We start from the raw sequence: 13,732 nt of genomic DNA on the forward strand, positions 1-13,732 counted from the left end.
ACCCGGTTGATATGCTTCGGCGTCTTCGCACCGTCAGGCTTTCCCCTCCACCAGTCGGGCGACGCGTTCGGCTGACCCTGCGGCATAGGTCCAGCCGAGCGCGCCATGCCCGGTATTGGCGATAATCCCCGGCGCGATGGTCCGGGTGATTGGCAGCGAATCGGGGGTCATCGGCCGCAGCCCCGCCCAACTCGATTCGATTGATTCATAGTCTGCCGCCTGGGGAAGCGCAGCCCGCGCGCTATCGATCAGGTTGCGCAATCGTTTCGGTTCGACCCGGGTGTCGCGTTTGCCCAGTTCGGCCAAGCCCGCGATCCGCATATGATTGCCGAGACGGGCAAAGACGACGCGATTGGCAACGTCGGTGATGCTGGCCGACGGTGCGGCAGGGCCGGGCAAGGCGGTGATCGAATAGCCCTTCATCGGCTGAATTGGCAACCGCACGCCGAGTTGCCGGGCGAGGCGCGGTGCACCGTTTCCGGTCGACAGGATGATGCGATCGGCGGGGACGCGGTGGCCGTCGGCGGTGACGATGCCGGGCTTGCGACCGTTCGCCTCGATCCGGTCGATGCCGGTGGCGAACATCGAGCTGCCACCCGCGCGGAGCAGCGCGGCATGCGCGCTGGTACAGAAACGATGCGGATCGCCGACCTCTTCGTCGGGCGTGTGAAGCGCGCCGACAATGTCGCCGCGCACTGCCGCGAGCATCGGTTCGAGCGCGACCACGGCATCGGGATCGAGCAAGGTCTGGACGACGCCGTGACCCTCTTTCAGCTCGACCATCCGCTGCGCGGCGGCGAAGGCGCCGGCGGTGCGGTAGAGATGGATCTTACCCGGAATGCTGTGGCCATATTCCAAGCCGTGGCGCGCGGTTAGCGCGTTAAGCGCCGCGCGGGATTCGGTGGCGAGTTCGAGCCCGGCGAGCGTGTTGGCCCGGAAACGATCGGCGCTGCCGTTGCGCAGGAACGCGATGGTCCATGCGATGAAGTCGGGATCGAAGCGCAGGCTGAAGCGCAGACCGGGATCGAGGCCGAGCAGAAGGCGCGGGATTTGCGACAGGGTGGCCGGGCTGGCAAGCGCGTCGGTATAGGAATAGCTGAGTTGTGCGCCGTTGGCGAAGGATGTGCCGAGGCCGGGGCCGCTGGCAGAATCGATGACGGTGACGCGGTGGCCGCGATCGGCCAGCGTCAGCGCGGTCGCCATGCCGACCACGCCCGCGCCGAGCACGATGATCTCCTCGCTGCGCGTCATCGCATATGCCGATCGGGCTTGAACGCCATGGTCAGTCGATATCCCCCGCGCTCCGGGTTACCGTTCCGGCGTGCGAGGTGAAACTATCGTGCGCGAGCGTGATGCAAAGTGTGGTTTTGATTCACTACCCATAACCAGAGGCTATGGATTGCACCGACTTTCCGTCAGAACCGTCTCCAGCGTGCGTAGGAACTGGCGGGCGACGCGCGATGGCTGGCGTTCCTCGAGCGTCGCCCATGAGATGGTGAAGCGGAGCGGCGGATCGGTGGGGAGCCAGCGGAAACCGGGCGACTGCCAGGCGCGGGCGGTGAACTCGTCGATCACCGTGACACCCTCTTCGAGCTGGGCAAGGCGCGCGGCGATGAAGAAGGTCTGGACCGACACGGTCTCACGAAAGGCAATGCCGCGGTCGCGCGCGGCGCGGGTGAGCACGTCGCCGATCGGCCCCGTTGCAGTGACGCCGATCACGTCGCGGTCGGCGAGCAAGTCGAGCGGGAAACGCGGACCCGTGGGCGCGAACATGGTCTCGGGAAATTGCACGACCAGCTCGCCCTCGGCCAGCACATTGCGGGTCAGGCGCGGGTGTGGCGGCGGGGTGTAGGCGATGGCGAGGTCGATTTCGCGTTCGATCAGCGAACGGACAAGATCGTCGTGGTGATGGGTGTGTACCTCGAACGTCACGCGCGGATATTCGCGGCGGAATTGCGCCATCGCTTGCGGCACCACGTCGAGCGCGAGGCTGGGGACGATGCCCAGCCGGATATGCCCGCCACCCGCCTGCGCCAGATTGCGCGCGGTGAGTTGCAGCGTGCCGAGCCGGTCGAACAGGTCGCCCGCTTCGCGCATCAACGCATGCGCCTCGTCGGTCGGGATCAGGCGGCCGCGCGAGAGCTGGAACAGCGTGAAGCCCAGATTATCCTCGGCATGGTGCAGCGTTTTCGACACCGACGGCTGCGAAACGCCCAGCGCGCGCGCCGCCGCGCTGATCGAGCCGTGGGTATAGACGGCGTGGAAGACTTCGAGTTGCCGAAAGCGCATGGCCAAACCCTAAGCACAGCCGCCGCGAAGTCCAGTTCGGCGCAGATGCCAAACCCGCTGTTAACCTCACGCCGCTACCGTTCCGGGTGAGGAACAACCGGGGAGGGCGGGTTGGACGCAGACCTGCGATATAGTTTTCCGCGATGGCGCATCGTCGACTGGCTCACGCGATCGCACCAGCCGGTGAGCGATTCGATTCACGCCGCACAAGTCAGCACGCTCTATAGCTCGCTGTCGATTTTCTATGCCGCCGCATTGGCCACATTGATCTGCGCGGCGGTGATCTGGTGGCGACACCCGACGCCGTTGTTCACACTGTGGCTGCTGCTGGAGGTGACGACGATCGCGGCGCGGATCGTGTTGCTGAACCGCGACCGGCGCGCGGCGCGGGCGGGGCGGGCGACCGGCACCGACCTGTATCTGGCGATGACGCTGATCTGGGCGGCGACCCTGGGTTATGGCGCGGCGATCACGACGCTGAGCGGCGATTTCGCGGCGGCGATCGTGGTCAACATCACCTCGGCCTGTATCGCCGGCGGCATGAGCATCCGTTATTTCGGCGCGCCGCGCTTCGTGCTGCTGGCCTGTACCGCAGCGCTGGGGCCGATGGCGATGGGCGCGGCGTTCGCAGGCGACTGGGTGCTGATCGTGACCACCCTTCAGGCGCCGCTGGCGCTGTTCAGCATGTCACAGGCGGCAAAAAGGCTGAACCGGATGATGATTGCGACGATGGAGGCCGAGCATGAAAATGCCCACCGCGCGGCGCATGACGAACTGACCGGGCTGCTCAATCGCGCGGGCTTCATGCGTGCGGCGGCGGCGCGGGCGGGGATCGGCGGCACGTTGTTCTATATCGATCTGGACGGGTTCAAACCGGTCAACGACCGGCACGGGCATGAGGCGGGCGATGCGGTGCTGCGCGAAGTGGCGGCGCGGCTGGCCGGGATCGCCGGACGGCACAGCCAGGCGGCGCGCATGGGCGGCGACGAATTCGTGCTGCTGACGCCGATGCTGAGCGCAGGGGCAACCGAGCGGTTGGGCGCGCGGATCGTGGAGGTGATTGCCGGGCATGGCTATGCGCTGGGCTCGGCCGAGGCGCGGATCGGGGTGAGCGTGGGTGCTGCCGCGATGACGGCGAACGATGCGATCGACGATGCGCTGCGGCGGGCGGATGCGGCGCTGTACGGTGCGAAGACGCGCGGCGGTGGGACGGTGCGGCTGGCGGCTTAGGGTGTTGCCCACCGGACTGCGCACTGTTCACCGGATGCCCCGCGTGGATTCGAACCACGACCGCCGCAGTCAAAGTGCGGTGTCCTACCATTAGACGACGGGGCAAGAAGCTCCGGGTCTAATGGCGCGGATCAGCGATGTCACTGGGTTCGGTAGCATCTGCACAAATATGTCTAGACATAATGGGGGTCGCGGTCTTCGCGCAGATCCTCGTAATGCACCAAAGCCGGTTCGGGGCCGAGCGGGACGGGTTCGCCGCCCTGGAAGGTAAGTTCGCCGCGCTCGCAATCGTCGGCGCGGACATAGCCATTGATGTACAGGCGGCGTTGATGGGTCGAACTGTTCCGGCCCGATCCATGGACCAGATAGGGATTCCATAATGCGACATCGCCGGGATCGAGGACGAGATCGACGACCGTGGCGGGGTCGATGCCCGCAGCGATCAGCGACCCGTCGGACATTTCGGTGCCGAGCACTTCGGTGGTCGTGTCGAGGTCGAGCGGCCCGGCATGGCTGCGCGGGATGAAACACATCGCGCCGCTTTCCCGCGTGTGAGGATCGATGGCGAGGCCGGTCTGGACATAGCTGGTGCCGAGATTGCGGTAATGTTCTTCGGGCGTCCGGAAACGCGAATCCTGATGCCAGGCGAAATCGCCCATCGACCCCGGCGCCTTCCAGTGGAGCTGGTTGATGATCTGCTTGAGGTCGCCGCCGATCAGCGGTTCGAGGATGGCGATCCAGCGCGGGTCCATGCGGACGGCGTTGAGCACCGCATTATGATAGGACGGCCATTGCACCATGCGGACGAGCGGCGTGCCGTCGGCATCGGGGGCGATGTTGTAGAACAGGTTGCCGTGGCGGAAGCTGCGGCCGTGCGCGACCCCCTCGGCATGCACCGCATCCGCCGCTGCGCCGATCGTTTCGATTTCGCTGGGGGAGAATACGCCCTTGACGATGGCGTAGCCGTTTTCGCGATAGGCGGTGACGTGGTCCACTTCACACTCCCGCTGCGGTAAGCCGGTCGAGCTGCTCGCGCGACAATTCCAGCGTCCAACCCGCAATCAGCTCATCGAGCTGAGCGACGCTCGTGGCGCTGGCGATCGGTGCGGTAATGCCGGGTTGTGCAGCGATCCAGGCGAGTGCGATCTGCGACAGGGTCGCACGGGTTTCGGCGGCGACCTGATCCATCGCGGCGAGCACCGCCGCGCCTTTGCCCTCCAGATGCTTGGCCATGCCACCGCCGCGCACGCTTTTGCCGAGATCTTCGGCGGTGCGATATTTGCCGGTGAGAAAGCCCGATGCGAGGCCATAATAGGGCAGCACGCCGATATTGTGCTCGACGCACAGATTCTGGAGCTCGCCTTCGTAGCGGTGGCGGCTGACGAGATTATATTCGGGCTGGAGTGCGCGATAATGCGGCAGGCCGCCGCGGTGTGCGATGTCGAGCGCGGATTTGAGGCGGGCGGCGGTGAAGTTCGATGCGGCAATGTGGCGGACCTTGCCCGCGTCGATCAGCTTGCCGAATGCGGCGAGGACGTCTTCCTGCGGCACGGCATCGTCGTCCTGATGCGCGTAATAAAGGTCGATGGTCTCGACCCCAAGCCGTTTGAGCGAAGCGTCGCAGGCGGTGGCGATGCGGGCGGGGGCGAGCTTGTCGCCGCCCTCGCCGGGGAGCATACCGACCTTGGTGGCGACGCCGATTCGCTTGCCCGACGTTTTCATCCATTCGCCGATCAGGGTTTCGGATTCGCCGCCCTTATGCCCCGGAACCCACGCGGAATAGACATCGGCGGTATCCACCAGCGTGCCGCCGACATCGGCAAAGCGATCGAGCAGCGCAAAGCTGGTGTCGCGGTCGGCGGTCCAGCCGAAAACATTGCCGCCGAACACCATTGGCGGCGTCGAAATGTCGCTGACGCCGAGCTGGCGCATGGGTTACTCCTCGGGGGCGGGCGTTCCGGGTTCGGTCGCGTTGATGTCGAGCGTGTCGGCGGCGGCGTTGAGCTGCGCGGCTTCCCCGGCGCTGACACCGGTGGTGTCGTCCGCGCGATCACAGGCGGTAGCGAGCAACAGGAGCGGCAAAAGGGCGATGGCGCGCATGACGTCCTGACGTGAAAGGGACTGACGGGGAATGGGGCCGCCGCGAACGGCGGCCCCGGTTCGCTTACTTGTCGAGTTCGTTGCCGGCGGCATCGGCGGCGTTGCCGACGCGATCCGCGCCCTCGCTCACCTCGCGCGCACCCTCGCCGATTGCGGCACCGGCGCGGTCGGCGGCGTTTTCAGCCGTGCCGAGCGCGCTGTCCGTCGCAGCTTCGACGTCCGAAGCGGCTTCGCCCATCGTTGCGTTGGCGTCGGCGGCGATGGCCTCTGCAGCTTCCCCGGTTTCGTTCTGTGCCTTTTCGCTGCATGCGGTCAGGCCTAGTGCCGCGACGGCAGCGAGGGGAAGAAGGACTCGTTTCATAATGTGCCTCTCAGATTATTTCGGTGCGTGCAGGACGCCCAATACGACACTAGGTTCCATGGATGACTGCTGCAAGACGCTTGCCTCTCGTCGCGCACGCGCCTAGATCACGCAAGTTGCGGCCGCCCGGTGAGGGCGGCCCTTATTGTTTCTGGAGACTTTGACGTGGCCCAGCCGCTCATGCCGCACGCGACCGCATCCTGGATGGTCGACAACACCGCGCTCTCGTTCGAGCAGATCGCCGATTTCTGTGGCCTGCACATATTGGAGGTGCAGGCGATCGCCGACGACACCGCCGCGACCAAGCTGACCGGGCGCGATCCGGTTCGCGCGCACGAGGTGACGCAGGAAGAGATCGAGAAGGCGCAGGCCGATCCCGAATATCGCATGAAGATGAGCAAGGGGCCGGAGCAGGTCCGCCGCACCAAGGGGCCGCGTTACACGCCGGTCTCGAAGCGGCAGGACAAGCCCGACGGCATCGCGTGGATCATCCGCAACCACCCCGAGATCACCGACGGCACGATCGGCAAGCTGATCGGCACCACGCGCAACACGATCGCCGCGATCCGCGACCGCAGCCATTGGAACATCGGCAACATCACGCCGAAAGACCCGGTAACGTTGGGCCTGACGACTCAGCGCGAGCTGGACGCGGCGGTGGCCAAGGCGGCCAAGGCGGCCGGCATCGAAGCACCGGTCGACACCCGGCTTGAGGGCGACCGCGAGGCGCTGATCCAGCAGCTGCGCGACGAGCGTGAGGCCGCGCTGCGCGAGCCGAGCGAGATGATCGGCGACACCGGTCTGGTCGATCCGTTCAAGCGCTGACGGGTTCTCCATCGGGAAAGAGGGCGCTGTGCCGGGCGGCCACGCGTGGCCACAGCCCGGCGGCTTCTGGCAGGTCGAGATCCATCGTGTCGCGGAGCGCTGCGACCAGCGCGTTCGCATTGTTCAGTAGGTGCCGCGACCGACCCTGCGCGGTGGTCTCCGTAAAGGCGCGGTCGCGTAAAGCGATATGCCGGTCGCCGATTCGACGCTGAGCAACGAGGTTAAGCGTGAAATTGCTGTGCGGGCTGGACTGTTGCCAGACGCATTGATCGACCAGCAGTGTTTCGTCGGCGGGCTCGTCGCGGAAATCGAAGCTGATGCCGCTAGCGCTTCCCGCCGCATGTTCGGAAAAGCGCCAATAGCCATCGTCGGTACGGGCCAGTGTGAGGGCGTAGCGCGGATGGTCGTGGTTGCCCTTGCTCAGCGGGATCGGCTTGGCCTGACTGCCGCCGAACCCTGCATCGACCAGCCAGAGTTGCCCGTCGAGCGCGACGATCAGGGTGAGGTGGTTGCCGAGCATGGCATCGCCCATTTCGGCGCGGCGGACCCCGGCATGCGTGCGCTGAACATCGAAGCCGATCTGCGCCAGCGCCCAGCCGAGCAGGCCGTTCTGTTCATAGCACCAGCCGCCGCGCCGACGCGTCACGATCTTGTCGAACGCGGCATCGAGCGAAATGCCGAGCGTCCGGCCAAGCTGAACGTCGAGATTTTCAAACGGAACGGATATGCGCGCGCATCACCCCGTCGAGCGTGACGAAGTCCGGCACCGCGACATCGCGGTATCCGATGCGATCGAGATAGGCGGCGAGATTCATGATTCGAAGATCGGGAATGGCGAGCGTGTTCGCAAGAGTCGACAGCGGCAGGAGTCCGCGCCAGAAGGGTTGCACTATGCAACCCGAACCCGATCCGGCCGCGATGTCATTTTCGCCCGACGCCTCGCTGGTCGAGGATGAGGGTGGCGTTGCGACCAGCCATCGCGGGCTGACCTATCCGATGGGCGCGCGAACGCCGGGGGTGGGAGAGGCGATTGCGGTCGGTCCCGGCATCCACTGGGTGCGCATCCCGATGGTCGGGCCGCTGAGCCATATCAATTGCTGGCTGATCGACGATGGCGCGGGGACGACGATTGTCGATAGCGGGCTGAACGTCGGCGTGTCGGTGGATGCGTGGCGGGCATTGTTCGCGGTGACGCCGCTGAACGAAAAGCCGCCGAGCCGGGTGATCTGCACGCATTTCCATCCCGATCACACCGGGCTTGCGGGGTGGTTCGCGCGCAAATTCGCGGCACCGATCTGGATGACGCGCGGCGAGTGGCTGACCATCCGGGTGCTGACCTCCGATGCGCGCGACGATGTGCCGGACGAGCAGATTGCGTTCTGGCGCGCGGCCGGGTGGGACGCAGAGCAGATCGCGGCGGCGTCCGAGAACGGTTTTGGCCGGATGCGGCGGATGATCGCGCCGCTGCCGCTGGGCTATCGCCGGATCGTGGACGGCGAGGTTATCCGCATTGGCGATGCCGAGTGGCAGGTGGTGGTGGGGTCTGGCCATTGCCCCGAACATGCGTGCCTGTGGAATGCGCGCGACGGGTTGCTGATCGCGGGCGACCAGGTGCTGCCGCGGATCAGTTCCAACGTGTCGCTCGGCGTGAGCGAGCCGGAGGCCGACCCGCTGGGCGAATGGCTGGCATCGATCGACCGGCTGCTGGAATTGCCCGACGATTTGCTGGTGCTGCCTTCGCATGGCGAGCCGTTCACCGGGCTGCATGCGCGGCTGACCGCGTTGCGCGACGATCATTTGAAACAGCTCGACATGCTGCACGCCCATTTGATCGAGCCGCGCCGCGCGGTCGATTGTTTCGGGCGGCTGTTCCGGCGCAGGATCGGCCCCGACGTGCTGGGCATGGCGAGCGGCGAGACGCTGGCGCATTTGCGGCGGCTGGAGGTCGATGGCCGTGCCGTGCGCGAGGTTCTTGACGGCGTCTGGTGGTATCGCGCGGCGTGAGTTAGGTTGTGCGGGGCGGGATTATGGAGAGCAAACGATGTGCGATGAACTGACCGCCGCCGACAATGAAAAGCTGAACGGCGGTATTTCGCGCCGCGACTTCGGGATCATGGCCGGGGGCGTCGGCCTTGCTGCATTGCTGCCCGCGCCTGCCAATGCGCAGGCGGTGAAGGGGCGTGACGTGACCTTTGCCGTGCCGGGCGGCACTGCTGACGGCTATTTCGTGGCACCGGCCACGGGCAAGCATCCCGCCGTTTTGGTGTGGCCCGACGTGATGGGGATGCGCCCCGCATTTCGCCAGATGGCCGACCGGCTGGCGCAATCAGGCTATGCCGTGCTGACGGTGAACCCCTTTTATCGATCGGTCGCGGGGCAGTTTCTGAAACCTGGCGAATCCTGGGGCGATCCGGCGATCCGCGCGAAGGTGGGGCCGTGGCGCGCGCTGTTGACCCCGGATGCGGTGGTCAGCGACGCGACCGCTTATGTCGGCTGGCTCGACAAACAAACCGAGGTCAATCGCAAGCGCGGCGTCGGCACCACGGGTTATTGCATGGGCGGGCCGTTCACGATGCGCACCGCCGCCGCGCTGCCCAAGCGGGTGCGGGCGGGAGCTTCGTTCCATGGCGGCGGGATCGGGACCGATAAGCCGGACAGCCCGCATCTGCTGGTGCCGAAGATGAAGGCCGATTTCCTGTTCGCCGTCGCCGAGAATGACGACCAGCGCAATCCGAACGAGAAGGAACTGGTGCGCAAGGCGTTTGCCGATGCGAAGCGTGCGGCGGAGATCGAGGTTTATGCCGGGGCGCAGCACGGCTGGTGCCCGCCGGACAGCCAGGCCTATAATCAGGTTCAGGCTGAAAAGGCGTGGGGCCGGTTGCTGGCGTTGTTCGACAAGGCGCTTTGAAGATGACGATGAAACTCTACACCAACCCGATGTCGCGCGGCCGGATCGGACGCTGGGCGTTGGAGGAAGTCGGCGTCGATTATGAGGTCGAAGTGATCGACTATGGGCCGCGCCCGCCCGCATTTCTGGCGGTGAACCCGATGGGGAAAGTGCCGACGATCGTGCATGACGGCGTAGTCGTGACCGAATGCGCGGCGATCTGTGCCTATCTGGGCGATGCGTTTCCGGCGGCGGGGCTGGCACCCGCATTGGACAAGCGCGCGGACTATTATCGCTGGCTGTTCTTCGCGGCGGGGCCGCTGGAACAGGCGGTGACGAGCAAGGCGATGGGCTGGGATGCGGCGGGCGATCCGCAGAAGGCCGGCATGCTGGGCTTCGGTGATTTCGACCGCACGATCGACACGCTGGAGGCGGCGGTTGCGGCAGTCGGTGACGGTTGGCTGGCAGCGGATCATTTCACGATGGCGGACCTGTATGTCGGCGCGCATCTGAGCTGGGGTACGCAATTCGGGACGATCCCAAAGCGCGATTCGTTCGTGGCGTTCGTCGAGCGGGTGACGGGGCGTGAGGCGGCGGTGCGCGCGGCGGCGAAGGATGATGCGCTGATGGCGGAAGCTCAGCCTGCCTAACCCGCCAGCTTTGACCCCAACTGCGCCGCCAGATATTCCAAATTCGCAATCCGCCGCCACAGCGCGCTGTCGGTGATGCGGTCCATGCGGAAGAAGCGGCGCATCGCGGGGAAGCCCGGGTCGATCACGCGGTTCATGTAATCGGGGGTGAGCAGCCCGCCATGCTCGTCGCTCATCGCGCTCAGGCGGCGATGGACGGCGTAGCTGTGCTGGCGCAGCCACACCGGGCGGATGCGGGTCGACCATTCGCTGAAGCGGTGGCGGCGACCGGGTGCGCCGGTGAAGTCATGGCCATAGGCAGAAGGTTGCGCGGCGAGTTCGGGGTCAATCGCGTTCATCAGCATCGCCTCGAACCGCCCGGCGTGCTTGAGTGACAGCGGGAGCGTCATCGCTTCCGCCACGACATGATGGTCAAGGAAGGGCATGAGGTACGGGCTGTAGCGCGCCTCCAGGCTGATCTCCCGCCCGAACAGCGCGCGGCAGCGGATCCGGGGATAGATCTGCTCGATTCGCGCGCGGGGCAGGTGGCCGCTGGCGGCGGGTGGCTCGATCGCGGCGCGGATCTTTGAGGTGATGCCGGCGAGGAAGGTGCGTGAGTCGAAGCCGTCGGTGGCGTCGCCCGGCGTGAAGCGCGCGAAGAAGGTGCGGGCGACGGCATCGGCGGTGAACGACCGGTCGGGGAGGTAGAAGAAGTTGCGGTAGATTTCTCCGCAGCCGCCGGACACCGCCAGCGCGCCATCGGCGTGGCGCAGCAGCTGCGCCGCGCCATTGCCGCCATTGTCGAAGATGTTTCCGAAGGTGGGCAGGCCGTCATATTGGTGGAAATTGCGGGACACCACTTCCGCGAAACCGTCGGGTGTGACGTGTGCGCCGTCCTTGTCCACCCAGTTGACCGGAAAACCGAGCGTCGCGCCGATCGCTTCGGCGACGATAACATCCTCATCGTCGCGGGGGCCATAGACGTAGATTTCGGGGTTCGATCCTTGCTCACGCAGCGCGCCGAGCAGCAGGCGGGAGTCGAGACCGCCGGACAGCGGACAGCGGATATTGTCGCCGAAATGCGCCGTGTGGGCGCTGATGATTGCCGACAGCCGGGCGCGGTGGCGGGCGATGCGCTCGTCGAGCGACAGGTTTTCGGCGGCGGCGGGGAGGGGCTTGGCGACCGCGTGATGGACGACGCCGTCGGGCGTGAGTTCGAGGACGACGAAGGGGGACAGCGTCTTCAACTCGACGAACACCGTGTCCTCGCCGATCGGCATGACGTTGAAGGCGAGTTCGTACACCCCCTGTGGATCGAAGGTCAGCCGGGGCAGGGCGTTGGCGGCCGCCAGCAGCGAGGTCGAGAACACGCGCGCGTCGTTGCTCTGGAATAGCTGGAAGGCGGAGAAATAGTCGCCGAACAGGAAATTATGGCCACCCCGGCGCACGAACGCGACGAACTGACCAGCGATACGGTCCCAGTCGGGCGCGAGCGGGTCGATCGACAACAGCGCTTCGAGCGCAGGGCGACCGAGCTTGCCGTCGACGACCGGCGTGCCCGCGACCGCGACCAGATCGTCGCCATGGGTGAGCAAACCGTCCGGACCGCCGATGATGTGGGCGAAGTGCAACAGCCTCCAGCCGGGCAGGTCGTGCGCGGCGGGCGCGGGAAAGCCCTGTGCGCCGAACGACGCGCGTGCCGTCGCCAATGCTGCCTCGGCGACATCGGGTTTGTCGTTTCGGACGAGGAACAGGCCAGCCATGCGGGCGCTCTAACCGATCAAACCGCGACTGGCGCGGGGGAATCGCGCCGTTTTCGCATGGGTTGCAGGCTTTCCTCCGCGCGTTTGCGAGCGAGATAGGTGTCGAGACCGATCTGCGCGCCGACCAGCATGTAGCAGAACGGGTTGAGCGCGATGCCGACAAAGGTGGAACCGAGCAGGTAGATCAGGTGCGAATGCTGAAGCGCCGTGGCGAGCGGGGATATCCACGCCTGATCGGGCGGTGCCTTCCAGTAACGGCGGCGCAGCACCTCCATGCGGAAGATGCCACCAAGATGGATCATCAGCCACAGGATCAGCCCCGGCCAGCCCTGTTCGCCCAGCATCTCAAAATAGGCGGAGTGATAGGCGCGCGACTTGTCGATCTCGAGCGTGCGGACGACCGTTGCATTGGCACCTTCGCCGACGACCGAGACTTTCTCATAACGGATCTGATTCTGGCGATACGCCTCGAACCCGCCGCCAAAGGGGTGCTCCTTGACGTATTCGAGTGTCCATTTCCACACTTCGACGCGGGTCGAGGCGGAGGCGTCTGCCTGATAGGATTTCATCGTGCTCATGCGTTCGGTGAAGGCGCTGGGCAGGAAGGGCAGGGCGACGACCCCGAGCGCGGCGGCGGCACCGATATAGACCATGCGCCGCTTCGCATCGCGCAGCAGCAGGATCGCGAGCAACGCCACACACACCAGCCCCGTGCGCGCCTGCGTACCGATCGGCATCAACAGGCAGGCGAAGATCAGGGCGAGGCCGAAGCATTTTACGCGCCAGTCGGGCGGAAAGATCGTGCCGTGTTTCATGAACCACAGGATCAGCGGAATGACGCAGATCGACACGGCGGAGATGATGCTCCCCTCGAACAGTCCGGAATTGTTATTCACCAGCAGCTTCAGCTCGCCATAGCCGCCGCCGCCCAGCACCGTCTTGACCCCGCCGACGATGATGATCGTGGAGACCGACAGCAGCATGAACAGCAACAGCGCCTCAATCCGCAACTTCGTTCGCAACGTGAGGGGGAGAAAGATGGCGAAGGCCAGCGCCTTCCACACCCAATCCCATTTGAACGCCGCGTCGATCGGGAAATCCGCGCGCGTCGTGGTCCAGAAACAATAGGCCAGCAGCGCCAGCATCATCCCCTGACGCGGGGCGAAGCGAACATCCTTTTTGTCGTCCATCGCCAGCCATGACAGCACCGCGAACGCCACCGCCATCGCCGAAATCGGAAAGGCGTTGAGCAGGAAATAGCTCATCCGCTGGGGCGAGACGACGTCGATATAGACATAGGCCAGCACGAAAATGAACGGCCGGCGAAAGCCGAGCGCGAAGATCACGCCGAGGAATGCGATAAAGGCTAGGTCACGCATCGCTGCGGCCCCAGCGACGTTTGCGCGGCTTGTCGGCAGTGGCGGGCGGCGCATTCTCTTCGTCGAGCGCGGGGTTGCGCATCAGCCGCACGGCGGTGAGCAGCAGCAACCCGTGCGTCATCAACAGAACCAGATTGTCGATCATGTGCCGCGCGTCGCCCTTGATAGGTGGCGACACCAGACCCGCTTCCGCACCCTGCTGCCCGTAATGGGTGGGGGAGCGCGCCTGATGCCGCATTCGCTGCCTAACCGGGTTCGGTTGACGGGCC

General features: G+C 65.6%; 15 protein-coding genes and 1 tRNA gene. 5 read left to right on the top strand and 11 right to left on the bottom strand.

Features of this window, described 5'->3' with window-relative positions; genetic code table 11:
- Window positions 1-33: 33 nt before the first annotated feature.
- Window positions 34-1,251: an FAD-dependent oxidoreductase gene (locus tag U1702_RS01560; protein WP_332721488.1), complete on the bottom strand. Its 1,218-nt coding sequence runs from the start codon at window positions 1,249-1,251 to the stop codon at window positions 34-36.
- A 141-nt stretch (window positions 1,252-1,392) separates the two neighbouring features.
- Entirely contained in the window at window positions 1,393-2,289 is an 897-nt protein-coding gene (locus U1702_RS01565; RefSeq protein WP_332721489.1) for a LysR family transcriptional regulator, read from the bottom strand.
- A gap of 183 nt (window positions 2,290-2,472) precedes the next feature.
- Here U1702_RS01565 and U1702_RS01570 point away from each other — a divergent pair, with 183 nt between their 5' ends.
- Entirely contained in the window at window positions 2,473-3,519 is a 1,047-nt protein-coding gene (locus U1702_RS01570) for a GGDEF domain-containing protein (protein WP_332721490.1), read from the top strand.
- A gap of 34 nt (window positions 3,520-3,553) precedes the next feature.
- On the opposite strand, the gene U1702_RS01575 is transcribed toward U1702_RS01570, so the two are convergent.
- From U1702_RS01575 to U1702_RS01595, 5 genes are all read right to left on the bottom strand, one after another.
- Window positions 3,554-3,624, bottom strand: a tRNA-Gln gene (locus tag U1702_RS01575).
- A gap of 68 nt (window positions 3,625-3,692) precedes the next feature.
- Window positions 3,693-4,514: a phytanoyl-CoA dioxygenase family protein gene (locus U1702_RS01580; protein ID WP_332721491.1), complete on the bottom strand. Its 822-nt coding sequence runs from the start codon at window positions 4,512-4,514 to the stop codon at window positions 3,693-3,695.
- A gap of 1 nt (window position 4,515) precedes the next feature.
- Window positions 4,516-5,451 (bottom strand): aldo/keto reductase, encoded by a 936-nt coding sequence (locus U1702_RS01585; RefSeq protein ID WP_332721492.1) that lies wholly within the window; start codon window positions 5,449-5,451, stop codon window positions 4,516-4,518.
- Window positions 5,452-5,454: 3 nt separating this feature from the next.
- Window positions 5,455-5,619 carry a hypothetical protein gene (locus U1702_RS01590; RefSeq protein WP_332721493.1) on the bottom strand — a complete coding sequence of 55 codons (165 nt, stop codon included), beginning with the start codon at window positions 5,617-5,619 and terminating at the stop codon, window positions 5,455-5,457.
- 64 nt (window positions 5,620-5,683) lie between these two features.
- Window positions 5,684-5,980, bottom strand: coding sequence for a hypothetical protein (locus tag U1702_RS01595; protein WP_332721494.1), 297 nt, complete (start codon window positions 5,978-5,980; stop codon window positions 5,684-5,686).
- A 165-nt stretch (window positions 5,981-6,145) separates the two neighbouring features.
- Here U1702_RS01595 and U1702_RS01600 point away from each other — a divergent pair, with 165 nt between their 5' ends.
- On the top strand, window positions 6,146-6,805 hold the full coding sequence (locus U1702_RS01600; protein WP_332721495.1) for a cell cycle transcriptional regulator TrcR: 660 nt from the start codon (window positions 6,146-6,148) through the stop codon (window positions 6,803-6,805).
- Here the strand turns inward: U1702_RS01600 and U1702_RS01605 are convergent.
- A complete protein-coding gene (locus tag U1702_RS01605; protein ID WP_332724533.1) occupies window positions 6,795-7,532 on the bottom strand; it encodes an arylamine N-acetyltransferase family protein in 738 nt (245 codons plus the stop codon). The two genes, U1702_RS01600 and U1702_RS01605, sit on opposite strands and share 11 nt — an antisense overlap.
- Before the next feature lie 164 nt (window positions 7,533-7,696).
- On the opposite strand from U1702_RS01605, the gene U1702_RS01610 reads away from it, so the two are divergent.
- The 3 genes from U1702_RS01610 to U1702_RS01620 are packed head-to-tail and all read left to right on the top strand — an operon-like array spanning window position 7,697 to window position 10,342.
- Window positions 7,697-8,809, top strand: a complete 1,113-nt coding sequence (locus U1702_RS01610; RefSeq protein WP_332721496.1) for an MBL fold metallo-hydrolase — start codon at window positions 7,697-7,699, stop codon at window positions 8,807-8,809.
- A 37-nt stretch (window positions 8,810-8,846) separates the two neighbouring features.
- On the top strand, window positions 8,847-9,713 hold the full coding sequence (locus U1702_RS01615) for a dienelactone hydrolase family protein (protein WP_332721497.1): 867 nt from the start codon (window positions 8,847-8,849) through the stop codon (window positions 9,711-9,713).
- A 2-nt stretch (window positions 9,714-9,715) separates the two neighbouring features.
- Window positions 9,716-10,342 (top strand): glutathione S-transferase family protein, encoded by a 627-nt coding sequence (locus U1702_RS01620; protein WP_443026796.1) that lies wholly within the window; start codon window positions 9,716-9,718, stop codon window positions 10,340-10,342.
- Here U1702_RS01620 and U1702_RS01625 read toward each other — a convergent pair.
- Genes U1702_RS01625 through U1702_RS01635 form a run of 3 tightly spaced genes read right to left on the bottom strand, consistent with a single transcriptional unit; the run spans window position 10,339 to window position 13,701 of the window.
- A complete protein-coding gene (locus U1702_RS01625; protein WP_332721499.1) occupies window positions 10,339-12,084 on the bottom strand; it encodes an asparagine synthetase B family protein in 1,746 nt (581 codons plus the stop codon). The two genes, U1702_RS01620 and U1702_RS01625, sit on opposite strands and share 4 nt — an antisense overlap.
- 17 nt (window positions 12,085-12,101) lie before the next feature.
- On the bottom strand, window positions 12,102-13,463 hold the full coding sequence (locus U1702_RS01630) for a DUF5935 domain-containing protein (protein WP_332721500.1): 1,362 nt from the start codon (window positions 13,461-13,463) through the stop codon (window positions 12,102-12,104).
- The gene (locus tag U1702_RS01635) at window positions 13,456-13,701 is read right to left on the bottom strand and encodes a hypothetical protein (RefSeq protein ID WP_332721501.1); all 246 of its coding nucleotides are present in this window, start codon (window positions 13,699-13,701) and stop codon (window positions 13,456-13,458) included. The genes U1702_RS01630 and U1702_RS01635 overlap by 8 nt, the downstream gene beginning before the upstream one ends.
- Window positions 13,702-13,732: the final 31 nt, after the last annotated feature.

Origin of the sequence: Sphingomonas sp. LT1P40 (assembly GCF_036663835.1) — a bacterium.
GTDB lineage: Bacteria > Pseudomonadota > Alphaproteobacteria > Sphingomonadales > Sphingomonadaceae > Sphingomonas.

What these genes read in the sequence shown, in the direction of transcription:
- U1702_RS01560 (WP_332721488.1), bottom strand. Translation starts at nt 1,251, where the DNA reads ATGACGCGCAGCGAGGAGATCATCGTGCTCGGCGCGGGCGTGGTCGGC.
- U1702_RS01565 (WP_332721489.1), bottom strand. Translation starts at nt 2,289, where the DNA reads ATGCGCTTTCGGCAACTCGAAGTCTTCCACGCCGTCTATACCCACGGC.
- U1702_RS01585 (WP_332721492.1), bottom strand. Translation starts at nt 5,451, where the DNA reads ATGCGCCAGCTCGGCGTCAGCGACATTTCGACGCCGCCAATGGTGTTC.
- U1702_RS01590 (WP_332721493.1), bottom strand. Translation starts at nt 5,619, where the DNA reads ATGCGCGCCATCGCCCTTTTGCCGCTCCTGTTGCTCGCTACCGCCTGT.
- U1702_RS01595 (WP_332721494.1), bottom strand. Translation starts at nt 5,980, where the DNA reads ATGAAACGAGTCCTTCTTCCCCTCGCTGCCGTCGCGGCACTAGGCCTG.
- U1702_RS01610 (WP_332721496.1), top strand. Translation starts at nt 7,697, where the DNA reads ATGCAACCCGAACCCGATCCGGCCGCGATGTCATTTTCGCCCGACGCC.
- U1702_RS01615 (WP_332721497.1), top strand. Translation starts at nt 8,847, where the DNA reads ATGTGCGATGAACTGACCGCCGCCGACAATGAAAAGCTGAACGGCGGT.
- U1702_RS01620 (WP_443026796.1), top strand. Translation starts at nt 9,716, where the DNA reads ATGACGATGAAACTCTACACCAACCCGATGTCGCGCGGCCGGATCGGA.
- U1702_RS01625 (WP_332721499.1), bottom strand. Translation starts at nt 12,084, where the DNA reads ATGGCTGGCCTGTTCCTCGTCCGAAACGACAAACCCGATGTCGCCGAG.
- U1702_RS01630 (WP_332721500.1), bottom strand. Translation starts at nt 13,463, where the DNA reads ATGCGTGACCTAGCCTTTATCGCATTCCTCGGCGTGATCTTCGCGCTC.
- U1702_RS01635 (WP_332721501.1), bottom strand. Translation starts at nt 13,701, where the DNA reads ATGCGGCATCAGGCGCGCTCCCCCACCCATTACGGGCAGCAGGGTGCG.